The organism is Anaerocolumna sp. MB42-C2, assembly GCF_030913705.1.
Taxonomy (GTDB): Bacteria; Bacillota; Clostridia; order Lachnospirales; family Lachnospiraceae; genus Anaerocolumna.
In genome coordinates this window covers 436,910-453,494 of sequence record NZ_CP133190.1, presented here as the reverse complement: position 1 = coordinate 453,494, position 16,585 = coordinate 436,910, and the positions used below count along the sequence as shown (strand labels likewise).

The 16,585-nt window shown below is 35.2% G+C and carries 13 protein-coding genes; all 13 read left to right on the top strand.

Features of this window, described 5'->3' with window-relative positions:
* Positions 1–24 precede the first annotated feature (24 nt).
* The 13 genes from RBU59_RS02035 (at position 25) to RBU59_RS01975 (ending at position 16,412) form a co-directional block, all read left to right on the top strand.
* Positions 25–804, top strand: coding sequence for a CheR family methyltransferase (locus RBU59_RS02035; protein ID WP_308146219.1), 780 nt, complete (start codon positions 25–27; stop codon positions 802–804).
* Between the two features lie 940 nt (positions 805–1,744).
* Positions 1,745–2,752, top strand: coding sequence for a phosphate acyltransferase PlsX (gene plsX / locus RBU59_RS02030; protein WP_308146218.1), 1,008 nt, complete (start codon positions 1,745–1,747; stop codon positions 2,750–2,752).
* A gap of 21 nt (positions 2,753–2,773) precedes the next feature.
* Positions 2,774–3,007 (top strand): acyl carrier protein, encoded by a 234-nt coding sequence (gene acpP, locus RBU59_RS02025; protein ID WP_161839024.1) that lies wholly within the window; start codon positions 2,774–2,776, stop codon positions 3,005–3,007.
* A gap of 198 nt (positions 3,008–3,205) precedes the next feature.
* Complete coding sequence (gene rnc / locus RBU59_RS02020) at positions 3,206–3,937, top strand: ribonuclease III (protein WP_308146217.1); 732 nt, start codon at positions 3,206–3,208, stop codon at positions 3,935–3,937.
* Positions 3,937–7,497 (top strand): chromosome segregation protein SMC, encoded by a 3,561-nt coding sequence (smc, locus tag RBU59_RS02015; RefSeq protein WP_308146216.1) that lies wholly within the window; start codon positions 3,937–3,939, stop codon positions 7,495–7,497. Before rnc ends, smc begins: the two co-directional genes overlap by 1 nt.
* Positions 7,498–7,517: 20 nt before the next feature.
* A complete protein-coding gene (gene ftsY / locus RBU59_RS02010) occupies positions 7,518–8,441 on the top strand; it encodes a signal recognition particle-docking protein FtsY (RefSeq protein ID WP_308146215.1) in 924 nt (307 codons plus the stop codon).
* Between the two features lie 16 nt (positions 8,442–8,457).
* Positions 8,458–9,678, top strand: a complete 1,221-nt coding sequence (gene ilvA, locus RBU59_RS02005; protein WP_308146214.1) for a threonine ammonia-lyase — start codon at positions 8,458–8,460, stop codon at positions 9,676–9,678.
* 676 nt (positions 9,679–10,354) lie between these two features.
* Positions 10,355–11,392 carry a recombinase RecA gene (recA, locus tag RBU59_RS02000; RefSeq protein WP_308146213.1) on the top strand — a complete coding sequence of 346 codons (1,038 nt, stop codon included), beginning with the start codon at positions 10,355–10,357 and terminating at the stop codon, positions 11,390–11,392.
* 254 nt (positions 11,393–11,646) lie between these two features.
* Positions 11,647–12,246, top strand: coding sequence for a regulatory protein RecX (locus tag RBU59_RS01995; RefSeq protein WP_308146212.1), 600 nt, complete (start codon positions 11,647–11,649; stop codon positions 12,244–12,246).
* Between the two features lie 154 nt (positions 12,247–12,400).
* On the top strand, positions 12,401–13,834 hold the full coding sequence (locus RBU59_RS01990; RefSeq protein WP_308146211.1) for an acyl-CoA carboxylase subunit beta: 1,434 nt from the start codon (positions 12,401–12,403) through the stop codon (positions 13,832–13,834).
* Between the two features lie 52 nt (positions 13,835–13,886).
* Complete coding sequence (locus RBU59_RS01985) at positions 13,887–14,297, top strand: OadG family protein (RefSeq protein ID WP_308146210.1); 411 nt, start codon at positions 13,887–13,889, stop codon at positions 14,295–14,297.
* A gap of 87 nt (positions 14,298–14,384) precedes the next feature.
* Positions 14,385–14,753, top strand: a complete 369-nt coding sequence (locus RBU59_RS01980; protein WP_308146209.1) for a biotin/lipoyl-containing protein — start codon at positions 14,385–14,387, stop codon at positions 14,751–14,753.
* A gap of 246 nt (positions 14,754–14,999) precedes the next feature.
* The gene (locus RBU59_RS01975; protein WP_308146208.1) at positions 15,000–16,412 is read left to right on the top strand and encodes an oxaloacetate decarboxylase subunit alpha; all 1,413 of its coding nucleotides are present in this window, start codon (positions 15,000–15,002) and stop codon (positions 16,410–16,412) included.
* Positions 16,413–16,585: the final 173 nt, after the last annotated feature.

The following is a 16,585-nucleotide window of genomic DNA, read 5'->3' as shown; positions in this document are numbered from 1 at the left end:
CAGAAGAAAAAGGAGTTTTTCTATTTGGCAGATAATTATGAGGTATTCAAGGAACAGATTTACCATATCACCAAAATTGATTTAAATTCATATAAAGAGCGCCAAATGAAACGAAGAATTGATGCATTAATCTCAAAACATAAGATTACTTCTTATACTGGTTATGTAGAGACGATAAAGAAGAATCCTGTTATGCTTGAAGAATTTGTCAATTATCTGACCATTAATGTATCAGAATTTTATCGTAATCCTGAACAATGGAATTTATTGGAAGCTGAAGTGCTGCCCTATTTATTTAATAGATTTGGCAATGGTTTAAAAATATGGAGTGCCGCTTGTTCGACCGGAGATGAACCTTATTCGCTGGTTATGCTTTTATCCAAGTTTATGCCTCTTTCCCGTATAAAGATTATTGCAACTGATATTGATAAACAGATACTAGAGAAAGCGAAATTAGGTTTATATAATATCAAAAGTTTAAAAGGACTTCCTCAGGAATTTGTAACAAAATATTTTAGGGAAGTTAATAATAGTACCTACCAGATATTAGATAGTATAAAAGCTTGTGTGGAATTTAAACAGCATGACTTATTAAAAGATTCCTATCCAAGTCAATGTGATTTGATTATATGCAGGAATGTTTTAATCTATTTTACGGAAGAAGCCAAAGATGATATTTATAAAAAATTTAACGCGGCTTTAAAAAAAGATGCAATATTATTTGTAGGCAGTACGGAACAAATTATTCAACCCCAAAATCTGCAGTTTGCTACCTATAAGTCTTTCTTCTATAAAAAAATATAATAGAATTTTATTATAATTTTTATTCATTGAATCTATTATAAATTAATATATTTACTTAATTGCTAGAGAAAGAATCTTCAACCAATATATGGATGAAGATTCTTTCTTTATGCAATAGGGTGTAACTGTTTGATGTATAAGTAGCTGGACCGTCAAGTGAACACCTCTCAGAAAGGATATATATAGCTGCAGGGTCCAGGAGCGAAAGTGTCAGTATGTTGACACCTTTGTTATTTCATAGGAAAGTTCTCCGAACTTCCCTATGAAATAACAAGCCCTCCGGGCGGGATGCGCATGACGCACTATTGGAAGTTGTCACTAAAGTGACAGCGCGTCAGCGCTAGAGTCTGGCGAGCCAGACTCTTTCTTAAATAATTAGGAGTTCTCGGAATTTCCCTATTATACAAAAGGCACTGTGTGCCGATAGGCGCCGCTGGTGGAATGGTAGTTATTACTCCGCAACCCGCTGCGGCTCGGTTGTCCTGGCGAGCCAGACACTTTTTAAGAATATTTTGTTACTGTTCACAGGCAACAACGCGACGTGTTTTTTGTGAGTGTATTGTCACAGAAAACCGGAGAATTGCAGCGTAGGAACGCTGCCCCCTCGTTTTGCGTGTATCGCGAAGCATGTTATTGTTCGCGGAACTGCTGCTTTTTACAGGGGAGTGAACAGTAATATATTTTCGGGATTTGGAATAAATTTATGAATTTTTATAAATTTTAGAAAAAGCCTCATACTGACATAGGAATATCATTTTTTTTAATAAATTGTGGTTGATTTTTATAATAATATCTAGTATATTGTGTATAGATACTGACAGGGAGTCTTATGGATTGGAAAAAGGTGGAATATAAATAGCATATCAACCTTATTATCGAATGTTATGGGAACTTATATGAATCAGTATAGGAGTAATAAATGCGCAGACGGGGGTAGGCGATGGATACAAATGTAAGAATTGCAGTTGACGCAATGGGTGGTGATAATGCTCCTGGTCAAATTGTAAAGGGTACAGTGGAAGCAGTTAACGAAAGAAAAGATATCAAAGTGCTGCTTGTAGGAAAAGAAGCGATTATCAAGGAAGAGTTGAAGAACTATAACTATGATAAAGAACGCTTGATCATTGTGAATGCCGATGATGTTATTACCAATGATGAAGCACCGGTTATGGCTATTCGCCGTAAAAAAGATTCTTCTATAGTAGTAGCAATGAATCTTGTTAAAAACGGGGAAGCCGATGCTTTCGTATCTGCAGGAAGTACAGGTGCAGTTTTGGTAGGAGGACAATTTATAGTTGGTAGGATTAAAGGAGTAGAAAGACCTCCATTAGCTCCGCTACTTCCTACGATGAACGGTGTTTCCTTACTTATAGACTGCGGAGCTAATGTTGATGCAAGACCAACACATTTAGTGCAATTTGCTAAGATGGGTTCTATATATATGGAGCATGTTGTTGGTATTAAAAATCCAAGAGTAGCAATTGTTAATATTGGTACGGAAGAGGAAAAAGGTAATATGTTGGTTAAGGAAACGTTTCCGCTTCTTAAGAATTGCAATGATATTAATTTTATCGGCAGTATTGAGGCAAGAGAAATACCGAACGGAGCTGCGGATGTAATCGTTTGTGAAGCTTTTGTTGGTAATGTTATTCTTAAGCTCTATGAAGGCCTTGGAGGTGCTCTAATCAGTAAGATTAAAACTGGGTTAATGAGTACAACCAAAAGTAAAATTGGTGCATTGCTTTGTAAGCCGGCGTTAAAACAAACGTTAAAGTCCTTTGATGCATCTGAGTATGGCGGAGCCCCGCTATTAGGCTTAAACGGTCTGGTAGTTAAAACCCATGGAAATTCCAAGAGTGTTGAAGTTAAAAATTCAATCATTCAATGTGTTACATTCACAGAACAACAAATAAACGAAAAAATTAGAATGAATATTCAAGAAGAATAAAGGCAAAGAAAGGTGATAGAAATGGAATTTGAAAAATTACAAAAAATAATCAGTGAAGTATTAAACGTGGAAGAAGATGAAATTACAATGGAAACGACCTTTGTGGATGACTTAGGAGCGGATTCCTTGGACCTTTTTCAAATTATTATGGGAATCGAAGAAGAATTTGATATTGAAATTGCGAATGAAGAAGCAGAGAATATCGTCACTGTAGGAGATGCAGTAGAACAAATCAAAAACGCACTTAACCAATAAGTAACTTTACTTATTTGAAGCCCTTTCAATAGGGCCTTGCTCTTGTTTACAGGAGCTTTGCCTTTTTGAAAGGGTTTTTCATATACTTTTTAATAATCCAGGCAAATGTAAAACAAAATAAGTTTTTGATTTATATTATTTGTTTTGCAATTACCAAACTTCTATATTAATCTATTTTGAATTGAAAGGAGGAATAACATGAAGCGATCGGAAGAGGCTGGTTTAGAAAAATTAAAATATTTTGAGGAAACAATAAACTACCGATTTAATGACAGAAAAATATTAAAACATGCTTTAACCCACAGCTCATATGCCAATGAAAAGCGTATGAATAAGCTTGAGAATAACGAGAGACTTGAATTCCTTGGGGATGCTGTACTGGAATTAGTAACTAGTGAATTTTTATATATGCAAAATCCTAAAATGCCGGAGGGGGATCTGACTAAGTTAAGAGCCAGATTAGTATGTGAGCAGACGTTAGCGGCTTGTGCAAGGGATATTAAGGTCGGCAATTATGTTCTTCTGGGAAAAGGAGAAGCTGCAACAGGAGGCAGCGAACGTTTTTCCATACTTTCTGATGCGATGGAAGCAATAATTGGGGCTATTTATCTAGACGGTGGTTTTACTAATGCAAAAGAGTTTATCTGTAACTATATCTTAGCAGATGTTGAAAATAAAAAACTCTTTTTTGATAGCAAGACTATCTTACAGGAAATTGTTCAGAGTGAATACAAAGAACAGTTAACTTATGAATTAATCAAGGAAGAAGGCCCGGATCATAATAAGCAATTTACGGTAGTTGCTCTTGTAAATGATATTCAGTTGGGAATTGGCGTTGGGAGAACGAAAAAAGCAGCTGAACAGGAAGCGGCTTATCAATCCATTCTTAAAATGAATAAGAAAAAATCTATACTGTCGGGGGAAAAATAATGTATTTAAAAAGCATTGAAGTTCATGGCTTTAAATCATTTGCCAATAAAATAACATTTGAGTTTCACGATGGTATTACAGGTATAGTAGGCCCAAACGGCAGCGGAAAAAGTAATGTTGCTGATGCGGTTCGCTGGGTTTTGGGTGAGCAAAGTGCAAAGCAGTTAAGAGGCGCTAAGATGGAGGATATTATATTCTCCGGTACGGAAACCAGAAAGTCAATGGGATATGCTTATGTGGCTATAACACTTGACAACTCAGATCATAAACTGCCAATTGAATTTGACGAAGTAACAGTAGCAAGACGTGTTTACCGATCCGGTGAAAGTGAATATTTAATTAATGGGAACGTCTGCAGACTGCGTGATGTGCAAGAATTATTTCTGGATACCGGCATCGGCAAAGAAGGTTACTCTATCATTGGACAAGGTCAGATTGATAAAATTCTAAGCGGAAAACCTGAAGACAGAAGAGAACTTTTTGATGAAGCAGCCGGTATTGTTAAATTTAAAAAAAGGAAACAATCGGCCGAGAAAAACCTGGAAGAAGAAAAGCAAAATCTGTATCGTATTAATGACATTTTAACAGAAATAGAAAAGCAAATAGGGCCATTAGAAAAACAATCCGCTGTTGCAAAAGAATATCTTAAACTCCGTGATGAATTGAGAATTCTGGAAGTAAACTTGTTCCTCTTGGAAAATGAAAAATTGGAGGATTCTAAAAAGCAAATCGAAGAAAAAATTCAGATTGTTCAGGATTCTTTATTAGCTAGTAATAAAAATTATGAGAATACAAAAGTAGAATATGAAAAACTGGAATTACAGATTGAAAGAATAAATGAGGAATTAGAGCAGCATAAAAATTCGTTAAGTGAAAGTAAACTTGCTAAAGAGAAACAAGAAGGTAAAATAAAGGTTTTAAATGAGCAGATTCTGGCGGTTAAACAAAACGACATGCATTATGAGTCAAGAATTCAGACAATCAACAATGATATCAGGGTTAGAAAAGAGGAGCAGGAAAGTTTTGTTCGTGATAAGAAAGAACTGGATATAAAGCTTGATCAATTGGACGAGGAACAATTAGCTGTTACAAATGAACTTGAGAAAATTCGAATTAATATATCTGGATGCACCAAACAAATTGAAGAATGTAATAGTGAAATATTTGAATTCCTTAGTGAAAATTCAAATATCAAAACAAACCTTCAGAGATATGAAACCATGTTGGAACAAAATAATATCAAAAAAGTGGAATTAAATCAGAAGCTTTTACGAAATAAAAGTGAAGAAGCATTTATTGATATTACCATATCCGAACAACAGGAAAAGTTACAGAAAATAGAAACGCAAATAGAGAAAATGAATTTAGAAAATAAAGAAATTGAAACGTCTGTAACGGTTTTTCAGGAAGATATAGATCTGCTCACTAAACAGATTACTGAGAATCAGCAGAAGTACCACCAGGAAAGATCTAGATTAGAATCCTTACGAAACCTGACTGAACGGTATGAGGGATATGGCAATAGTATTAAGAGAGTAATGGAAAGAAAAGAGGCCCAGTCTGGCATCCTAGGTGTTGTAGCCGATATTATCAAGGTAGAACCGAAATATGAAACAGCAATTGAGACCGCTTTAGGCGGAAATATACAAAATATTGTTACTGATAATGAAGAGACGGCAAAAAGCTTAATTGAATATCTAAAGAAAAATAAATTCGGCCGAGCTACTTTCTTACCTTTAACCAGCGTTACCGCCAGGGAGATGATGAATACCGATAAAATATTATCCGAAGACGGTGTATTAGGTCTTGCCAATACTTTAGTAGGTACCGAACCCAGATTCGGCGGACTTATGTCTAATCTGCTTGGCAGGAGTATTGTCTTGGATAATATTGAACATGCCTTAAAATTAGCGAGAAAATATAACTATTCTCTAAGAATTGTTACATTAGACGGTGAATTATTAAACCCCGGAGGTTCCTTATCCGGAGGTGCTTATAAAAATTCCAGTAATCTGCTTAGCCGACGCCGGGAAATAGAAGAATTGGAAGCTGATGTTCAAATATTGGAAAATTCTATACTCAACCTGAATTCTGAAAAAGAAAATAAAAAGAATAAACGGAATATAGCAAGAAATCAGATCGAGGATAATAAAGTTACCTTACAGGATTTTTATCTGAATCAGAATACGATAAAAATGAACCTGGATCAGGAATTAAAAAAGAAAGAAGAAGGTAAAGTAATTTACAAAGAATTTACCGATGAAATAAAAGAAATTGAACATCAAAGTGTAGAATTAAATAATAATATTAATAAATTAAAGGAATCCTTACAATTAAATGAGATAAAGAGCAAAGAAAATGAATCAAAAATAGAAGATATTAATAAAAAACTGGAATCAGAAAAAGTTCTGGAAAATAAAATAGTTGAAAAAGGGGCTTCTCTACGTGTTGATTTTTCTGCTTTGGAACAACGAAATCAAAATACGCTGGAACACATCAAACGTATTAAACGGGAATTAGAGAAACTCTATGAAGAAGAAACGGCTCTTAATACGAACAAGAAAGATGCAGCCGTTCAAGTAGATGAAAAGCTGGAGCAGATTAAAAATACAGAAGCACAAATAGAGATATTCACGAATCAGGTCAGGGACTTTGAAGAAAAGATAACAGGATTAAATGTGGTTAAAGAAGAAATATCTAGAAATCATAAGAATTTCTTTCAGAAAAGAGAAGAATTATCCAAAGAAATCAACAATCTGGATAAAGAGGTATTTCGATTAACAAATCAATTAGAAAAACTTACCGAGCAATGTGATGAAAAAATAAATTATATCTGGGAAGAATATGAACTTACTCTTCATACTGCAATGGAATTTAAGTCGGATTCCATTGATAATATGCCTCAAGCCAAGAAGAATATTTTGGATATGAAAGGAAAAATTAAAAATCTTGGTGATGTTAATGTTAATGCCATTGAAGATTTCAAGAATTTAACCGAACGATATACTTTCTTAAGAAATCAAAGAGATGATTTATTAAAAGCAGAAGAAACGTTATTGGGAATAATTAAAGAACTGGATGATGAGATGCGAAAACAGTTTGAAGAGAAATTTCATTCTATTTGCTTGCAGTTTGATACTGTTTTTAAAGAATTGTTCGGAGGCGGAAAAGCAACTTTGGAATTGACGGAAGAGGAAGATATTTTAGAGGCAGGTATTATTATCACTTCACAACCGCCTGGTAAGAAATTGCAGAATATGATGCAGCTATCCGGTGGTGAAAAAGCGTTAACTGCAATATCCTTATTATTTGCCATACAGAATTTAAAACCCTCGCCTTTCTGTCTGCTGGACGAAATTGAAGCGGCTTTAGATGATTCAAACGTTAAGCGTTTTGCAAAATATCTACATAAATTAACAAAAGATACCCAATTCATAATCATTACACATAGAAGAGGTACAATGGCCGCAGCTGATATTTTATACGGCATTACAATGCAGGAAAAGGGTGTATCAACTTTGGTATCCGTTAATTTAATAGAAAATGATTTAGATAAATAATGTGACAGGAGGGTAATACCATGGGAGAAACAAAGAAAGGATTTTTCAGTAAATTAGTTGCCGGCCTATCCAAAACCAGAAATAATATTGTTGCCGGTATTGAGTCCATTTTTAACGGATTTTCTAATATAGACGATGAGTTTTATGAAGAACTGGAAGAAATATTAATAATGGCAGACCTGGGTATTAATACGACAGGTGCAATAATTGAAGATTTAAAAAGAAAAGTAAAAGAGAAGAAAATAAAAGAACCCAAAGAATGCAAGGATCTGTTGATTCAAAGCATTATGGAGCAGATGAAAATCAGTGAAGCTGCTTATGAATTTGAGAATAGAAAATCCATCGTTTTATTAATCGGAGTAAATGGAGTAGGTAAAACCACTTCGGTAGGTAAGTTAGCAGGGCAGTTAAAAGATAAAGGGAAAAAAGTATTAGTTGCTGCTGCCGATACGTTCCGGGCTGCTGCGATTGAACAATTAACGGAATGGGCAAACCGTGCAGGAGTGGAAATCATTGCGCAACAGGAGGGATCCGATCCGGCCGCTGTCATCTACGATGCGGTTACAGCTGCAAAAGCACGCAATACGGATGTTTTAATATGCGATACAGCAGGAAGACTTCATAATAAAAAGAATTTAATGGAAGAGCTTAAGAAAATTGATCGGGTAATTACGAGAGAATATCCGGATGCTTACCGTGAAACCTTAGTAGTTTTAGATGGTACTACCGGACAAAATGCACTTGCACAGGCTAAGCAATTCAGTGAAGTTGCAGATATAACCGGTATTATTTTAACTAAATTAGACGGTACCGCCAAAGGTGGAATTGCTATCGCGATACAATCAGAACTGGGTATACCGGTAAAATATATTGGAATAGGGGAACATATTGATGACTTGCAAAAATTCAACGCAGAAGATTTTGTAAACGCGCTGTTCAATTAAAAGGAGACAAAAGATTATGATGACATTGGATAAGTTTGAAGAAGCTGCAGAAACCGTCAAAAAGGTAACGTTAAGAACAAAACTGATTTACAGTGATTATTTTTCGGATTCCACCGGTAATAAAGTATATTTGAAACCGGAAAATATGCAATTTACCGGGGCATATAAGGTTCGCGGAGCTTATTATAAGATTAGTACCCTGTCGGATGAAGACAGAAATAAAGGATTAATCACAGCGTCTGCCGGTAATCATGCTCAGGGAGTTGCTTATGCTGCTAAAATGTACAATGCGAAAGCTGTCATTGTAATGCCTACAACCACACCGTTGATTAAAGTGAACAGGACCAAAAGTTATGGTGCTGAAGTTATCCTGTATGGTGATGTTTATGATGATGCCTGTCAATATGCGCTCAAATTAGCAGAAGAAAAAGGTTATACCTTTATTCATCCTTTTGATGATGAGGTTGTTTCAACCGGTCAGGGAACAATAGCTATGGAAATATTTAAAGAGCTTCCAACCGTAGATATTATTTTAGTACCGATTGGCGGCGGCGGTTTAGCGGCTGGTGTATCAACTTTGGCTAAATTATTAAATCCCAATGTTAAAGTTATCGGTGTTGAACCTATGGGAGCCAACTGTATGCAGGAATCCTTAAAAGCAGGCCATGTTGTAACCTTACATAGTGTTGAAACTATTGCAGACGGTACTGCAGTTAAAACTCCAGGTTCTACAATATTCCCTTATATTCAGAAAAATATTGATGAAGTAATTGCAATTGATGACCATGAACTGATTGTTAACTTTTTGGATATGATCGAAAACCATAAAATGGTGGTAGAAAACTCCGGTCTGTTAACAGTTGCAGCCTTAAAACACTTAAAGTGTAAAAATAAAAAAGTAGTATCCATACTAAGCGGCGGAAATATGGATGTAATAACCGTATCCTCCATTGTTCAGCATGGACTGATTCAGAGAGGCCGTATCTTTACCGTATCGGTTCTTCTTCCTGACAGGCCGGGTGAACTGGTAAATGTATCCAGCGTAATAGCGGCTAATCAGGGTAATATAATCCGTCTGGATCATAACCAGTTTGTAAGTATAAACAGAAACAGCGCTGTTGAATTAACCATAACCATGGAAGCATTCGGACACGAGCACAAAGATACGATTGTAAAAGCGTTAAAAGATAAAGGATATAATCCTAAGATTGTTCAACCTAAGAATACTTACCGTTAAGTATATGACAAATATAATTAATAAAATGAATAGCTGATTCATTATAACGTATGAATTTGTACCATTGCCTGGTTGATTTATTAAAGACCAGACAATGATACAATATTTCTAAATACTATCTGTGAACTGGAAAGAGAGATTACCCAAAATAAAATATACTTAAGCTTATTATACTTAAGATTGCTACTATTTCCCTGCAAAAAGCAGCAGTTTCGCGAACAATAACACTCTTCGCGATGCACACAAAACGCGAAGACAGCATTCCTACGCTGCAATTCTCCGGTTTTCTGTGAAAATACACTCACAAAAACACGTCGCGTTTATTGCCTATGAACAGTAACTTAAGATTATGATAAAAAATCTAGAAGAAAATATTTACAGAAATATGATCCTATGCTACAATTATAATGTCTTTATATTCTGATATAAATCGTCAGCGATTTTATATTAATACGAATTTCTTTTTTTCACTATTATCCCAATACAACTTAATTAAATGAGAAAACAATGGAAACAACATATGTCATGGGAAGTATAAAGGGGGGATTTTGATATAAACTTTCACTCTTGAATAGGTCAGCCATAACTTATAACATAATTCAATATTGACAAAAAGAACGGAATCAGTTATTATAATAACAAGAACATAAGTTCGTGAACGCAAAGGAGATTAATTATGTCAAAGGAAGATAAAACAAGAGCATTAGAATCAGCATTAGCACAGATAGAAAAACAATATGGTAAAGGATCGGTAATGAAATTAGGAGATACAGCTGCTCACATGAACATCGAGACAGTTCCCACCGGTTCAATCAGTCTGGATATAGCATTAGGTCTTGGAGGTGTTCCCAAGGGCAGGATTATTGAAATCTATGGACCGGAATCCAGTGGTAAAACAACAGTAGCATTACATATGGTAGCGGAAGTTCAGAAAAGGGGAGGAATAGCCGGCTTTATTGATGCGGAACATGCACTCGACCCTGTTTATGCCAAGAATATCGGAGTAGATATTGACAATTTATATATTTCACAGCCTGATAACGGAGAACAGGCTTTGGAAATTACCGAAACTATGGTTCGCTCCGGAGCGGTTGATATTATCATAGTAGACTCTGTTGCGGCATTAGTTCCTAAAGCAGAAATAGACGGAGATATGGGGGATTCCCATGTAGGTTTGCAGGCCAGATTAATGTCACAGGCATTAAGAAAATTAACGGCTGTAATCAGTAAGTCTAACTGTATAGTTATATTTATTAATCAGCTCCGTGAGAAAGTCGGCGTTATGTTTGGTAATCCGGAGACGACAACGGGCGGTAGAGCTTTGAAGTTTTATTCATCCATACGTTTGGATGTACGTAGAATTGAATCCCTGAAACAAGGCGGAGATATAATCGGTAACAGGACAAGAATTAAAGTGGTTAAGAATAAAATTGCACCTCCGTTTAAGGAAGCGGAATTTGATATTATGTTTGGACAGGGAATTTCCCGTGAAGGCGATGTATTAGATTTGGCTGCTAACGAGAATATTATAATCAAGAGTGGTGCGTGGTATGCATATAATGATGCCAAAATCGGACAGGGACGTGAGAATGCTAAACTTTTCTTAAAAGACAATCCTGTTATTTTCGCTGAAGTTGATAAGAAAGTACGCGATAAATATAATATTGCCGATGATATAATTGATTTTTCTAAGAACACGGAAGAAAAAGAATAAGCAGGAACATTTAAGATATAATTAAGAAAGCATAATTAAGAAAGTACAATTTCGCAGATATTTAGTGGAATATATCAATTAATTAACCGGAGAAACTTAGCGTAGCAGGTTTCTCCGTTCGTGTGTTTGGATATATGGGATTTACAAAAACGATCCAAAACCCTTGCATTCAAGGTGAGAAAGGAATAATAAAGGTTATATTTCTGGTTTTATATCCATAAATCATAGTAATAATCCAGAAGAAAGGAATTATAATGATAATTACAAAATTAGATGAAATTAATAAAGGAAAAGTAAAAGTATATATCGACAACGAATTTCACTTCTGTCTGTATCATAAGGATTTAATGGTTTATCAGCTGGGAGAAACGGATATAATATCTGATTTGGTTTATCAGGATATTTATATAAATGTAATATTAAAAAGAGCGAAACAGAAAGCACTGGCTATCTTAAAATACATGGACCGGACGGAACAGGAATTAATTCTGAAATTAAAACAGGCAGATTATACGGATAATATTATAGCCGATGTAATTACCTATATTAAAAAATATCATTACATCGATGATCTAAGATATGCTGTTAACTATATACGGTTTAAAAAAGAAACAAAAAGCAAACGTCAGATTTATGGAGAGCTTATACAAAAGGGTGTGGAGAAAGAGTATATTGAGCAGGCTTTTTGTGAAGAATATGAAGATGAAGATACAGCATTACAAAAAGCTATAAAGAAAAAAACGAGTGATATTAATAATTTAACAGAGGAAGAAAAAGCAAAATTGATTTCCAGTTTATATCGAAAAGGATTTCAATTGGATGCCATCAAAAAATATGTAAGCGGTTTGGAATAGTTTTGATTTATTTGTAATTTAATATTGTTAAAATATAATCAAAATTGAAGTTTTATACATTTAAGTATTGAAATTTTGGTAAAAAAGGAATATACTTATAATCGGCAGAAAATTTGATTTTAATTTTACTAAATAGAAAAACGGAGGGCAGAAAATGAATACGACAGCGCAATTGTCAGCAAGAGAAAGAATAAACTCTTTGCTTGACGGCAATAGTTTTGTTGAAGTCGGTGCATTAATAACAAGAAGAAGTACCGATTTTAATCTGCAGCAGAATGAGGTTCCTGCTGATGGTGTTATAACCGGTTACGGAGTTATTGACGGTAATCTTGTATATGTATATAGTCAAGATAAATCGGCATTAAATGGAACAATTGGAGAAATGCATGCAAAAAAAATAGCACATATTTATGATTTAGCACTTAAGGTAGGAGCGCCGGTCATTGGATTAATTGATTGTGCCGGTTTAAGACTGCAAGAAGCAACAGATGCGTTAAACGGTTTTGGTGAGATTTATTTAAAACAGACTTTAGCATCTGGGGTTATTCCACAAATTACAGCAGTACTTGGTACTTCTGGTGGAGGATCAGCAGTTATGACATCCTTAAGTGATTTTTCATTTATGGCTAAGAACGGCGCTAAGTTATTTGTTAATTCACCGAATGCAATAGAGGGTAATTATACATCGAAACTGGATACAGCTTCAGCTGATTTCCAATCAAAATCAGGAACTGTAGATTTTGTTCTTGAAGATGATGCGGCTGTACTTGCTTCTATCAGGGACCTAGTAAGCATATTGCCATCTAATAATGAAGATGATGCATCTTATGATGAATGTACAGATGACTTAAACAGAATGGTTCCTGGGCTTTCTGCATCATTTACCGACGCAGCCGTTGCACTAAAGCAAATCTCAGATAATAATTATTTTCTTGAAGTAAAAGCAGATTATGCAAAGGAAATGGTTACAGGATTTGTACGCCTTAATGGTATGACCGTAGGTGCAATTGCTAATCGTACGGAAGTATTGGATGAAAACGGTAAAGCAGCAGAAAAATTCGACGGTTCTTTAACTACAGCAGGATGTTATAAAGCAGAAAGCTTCGCTCAAATATGTGATTCATTTAATATACCGATTTTAACCTTAACGAATGTTACAGGATATAAAGCTACATTAGCAGAAGAAAAATCTATAGGTATTGCAACAGCAAAACTTACCTATGCGTTTGCTAATGCAACGGTTCCTAAAGTAAATGTAATAACTGGAAAAGCATATGGAAGTGCTTATTTAACCATGAACTCCAAACATATCGGTGCCGATCTTGTTTTTGCTGTTGAAGGTGCGGAAATAGGAATGATGGATGCTAAATTAGCTGCACAAATCATCTGTGATAAAGATCCATCTGCAGTCAATACAAAAGCGGATGAATATGCGGAACTTCAATCCAGTGCAGTGGCTGCAGCGAAACGCGGATATGTTGATAGTATTATTGATGCAGCATCAACAAGGAAACATTTAATTTACGCATACGAGATGTTATTTACTAAGAGAGAAAGCCGTCCAAGTAAAAAACACGGTACAGTATAGTAAATTACATCCCTGATAGAACTTGCGCAGGCAGCGCAGATGGGAGCAAATTATGAGTTTATTACATTTAGGATTATATAAGACCATGTTAGCTGCAAATACCAGTGTGAATTTTACAGATGGTATTCCGCAGCCAATCGTAAATATACTGGCCGGTATAGGAATGATAGCGGCTGCAATAATTGCCATTGCCGGAGTGATATCAATATTTAAATATATATCAAATTCAGGGTCAAATAATCAAAATAGAACATCAACGAATCAAAATCCTCCCGCTAATACGGTAAAACCGGTTAGTACGGCAGTTGATGAAGTAGCTGGTAAGAATTTAATTAATGATTCCGAATTAGTAGCTGTTATTACCGCTGCAATTATGGCATCTATGGGTGATGAAGCACCTGCTGATGGATTAATTGTAAGGTCAATAAGAAAAGTGAATAATAAAAGATGGCAGAATGCATAAATGTTTTAGCTTAAACGGAATAAGGATAAATAATACGGTTCGATGTGAGCCTAGTATATTTGCATGAATACAAGGAGGAAATTAAACATGAAGAATTATACAATTACCGTTAACGGAACAGCATATCAAGTAACAGTACAAGAAGGATTGCAGTCGGCACCAGTTGCAGCACCAGTTGCAGCACCAGTAGCTCCAGCTCCTGCGGCAGCTCCAGCTCCAGCAGCTTCTCAAGGTGCAGCTGGAAACATTAAAGTAAATGCACCTATGCCAGGAAAAATTTTAGCTGTTAAAGCTAGTGTTGGTCAAGCTGTAAAACGCGGGGAGGTACTGTTTGTATTAGAAGCGATGAAGATGGAAAATGAAATTGTTGCACCTGATGATGGTACTGTTGCCAGCGTTAATGTATCTGGTGGTGATATGGTAGAATCCAATACTTTATTAGCTACTTTAAAATAATTGATCGTATAAATTAAATTCTGATTATACAGCGCATAAAATCACGGTAATGAAAGCAAGGTTTATTCCTAATATGGTTTTGTTAAGGCTTTAACAAAGCGTCCGGAACAAACTGCATTCATTACTTAACATACACATACCTTGTTGTTTTTGGGGTTTAATTAATTCAATCAAAAGTATTTATATCAATTCTAAATTTACAGGACTTGAAATAAATTATAAAATTATACAGCAGGAGGTATAAGAATGTCAGATCAAGCAAAAAGACCGGTAAAAATTACCGAAACTATATTACGTGACGCACATCAGTCCTTAATTGCCACAAGAATGACAACAGAACAGATGCTTCCCATCATTGATAAAATGGATAAAGTCGGCTACCACGCAGTTGAATGCTGGGGTGGTGCAACTTTTGATGCTTCTTTAAGATTCCTAAAAGAAGACCCTTGGGAAAGACTAAGAAAATTAAGAGCTGGTTTTAAAAATACGAAATTACAGATGTTATTCAGAGGACAGAATATATTAGGTTACCGTCATTATGCAGATGATGTAGTAGAATATTTTGTTCAGAAATCTATCTCCAATGGTATTGATATCATTAGAATTTTTGATGCATTAAATGACTTAAGAAACTTAGAATGTGCTGTAAAAGCTGCTAATAAAGAAAAAGGTCATGCTCAAGTTGCTATATCATACACATTAGGTGATGCGTATACTACAGAATTTTATATTGATATGGCTAAGAGAATTGAAGAGATGGGTGCAAACTCAATTTGTTTGAAAGATATGGCTGGTCTTTTAGTTCCGTATGAAGCAACTAATCTAATTACTGCACTTAAATCTGCAGTAAGTATTCCGATTGACCTTCATACTCATTATACAAGTGGTGTTGCAGCCATGACCTATATGAAAGCGGTAGAAGCAGGATGTGATATCATTGATACCGCTATGTCTCCATTTGCTATGGGTACCAGTCAGCCGGCGACGGAAGTTATGGTAGAAACCTTTAAAGGAACCCCATATGATACCGGATATGACCAACAGTTACTTGCTGAAATCGCTGATTACTTCAGACCAATGCGAGATAAGGCATTAGAAACCGGACTGTTAAATCCTAAGGTTATGGGCGTTGATATTAAAACTTTATTATACCAGGTACCGGGCGGTATGTTATCCAACCTTGTTTCTCAGTTAAAAGAACAAAAAGCGGAAGACAAATACTATGATGTACTCAGAGAAATTCCTAGAGTACGTAAAGATTTCGGTGAACCGCCATTGGTTACTCCATCCAGCCAGATCGTTGGTACTCAAGCGGTGCTTAACGTTATTGCGGGAGAACGTTATAAGATGGTAACAAAAGAGACAAAAGCAGTATTATCAGGAGAATATGGCCGTACTGTAAAACCTTTTGATCCTGATGTTCAAAAGAAAGTTATCGGAGATACGAAACCAATTACCTGCCGTCCTGCAGACCTTTTAAAACCTGAATTAAAAACGATTGAAAAAGAAATGGAACAATGGAAAGAACAGGATGAAGATGTATTATCCTATGCATTATTCCCTCAGGTCGCAACTGAATTCTTTAAGTATCGTCAGGCTCAGAAAACAAAAGTAGATTTATCTGCTGCGGATACACAAAATAAAGCTTATCCAGTATAATAACAACTGATTAATTGTATTATTTAAGGGCAAATTTCATTAAAATGAAATTTGCCCTTAACCTTTTATATGTTATAATAATATGTTAATTTCAGTAATACTATTTAAATTATCATTAAGTTAACATAATAATATTATGTTAACTTAATGATAATTTAATATTAAGCTAATAT

Bases quoted from the DNA above. Each gene is read 5' to 3' on its own strand.
- ftsY (WP_308146215.1), top strand. From the start codon at position 7,518: ATGGGAGAAACAAAGAAAGGATTTTTCAGTAAATTAGTTGCCGGCCTA.
- acpP (WP_161839024.1), top strand. From the start codon at position 2,774: ATGGAATTTGAAAAATTACAAAAAATAATCAGTGAAGTATTAAACGTG.
- RBU59_RS01985 (WP_308146210.1), top strand. From the start codon at position 13,887: ATGAGTTTATTACATTTAGGATTATATAAGACCATGTTAGCTGCAAAT.
- rnc (WP_308146217.1), top strand. From the start codon at position 3,206: ATGAAGCGATCGGAAGAGGCTGGTTTAGAAAAATTAAAATATTTTGAG.
- RBU59_RS01975 (WP_308146208.1), top strand. From the start codon at position 15,000: ATGTCAGATCAAGCAAAAAGACCGGTAAAAATTACCGAAACTATATTA.
- RBU59_RS01995 (WP_308146212.1), top strand. From the start codon at position 11,647: ATGATAATTACAAAATTAGATGAAATTAATAAAGGAAAAGTAAAAGTA.
- recA (WP_308146213.1), top strand. From the start codon at position 10,355: ATGTCAAAGGAAGATAAAACAAGAGCATTAGAATCAGCATTAGCACAG.
- RBU59_RS01990 (WP_308146211.1), top strand. From the start codon at position 12,401: ATGAATACGACAGCGCAATTGTCAGCAAGAGAAAGAATAAACTCTTTG.
- plsX (WP_308146218.1), top strand. From the start codon at position 1,745: ATGGATACAAATGTAAGAATTGCAGTTGACGCAATGGGTGGTGATAAT.
- ilvA (WP_308146214.1), top strand. From the start codon at position 8,458: ATGATGACATTGGATAAGTTTGAAGAAGCTGCAGAAACCGTCAAAAAG.
- smc (WP_308146216.1), top strand. From the start codon at position 3,937: ATGTATTTAAAAAGCATTGAAGTTCATGGCTTTAAATCATTTGCCAAT.
- RBU59_RS01980 (WP_308146209.1), top strand. From the start codon at position 14,385: ATGAAGAATTATACAATTACCGTTAACGGAACAGCATATCAAGTAACA.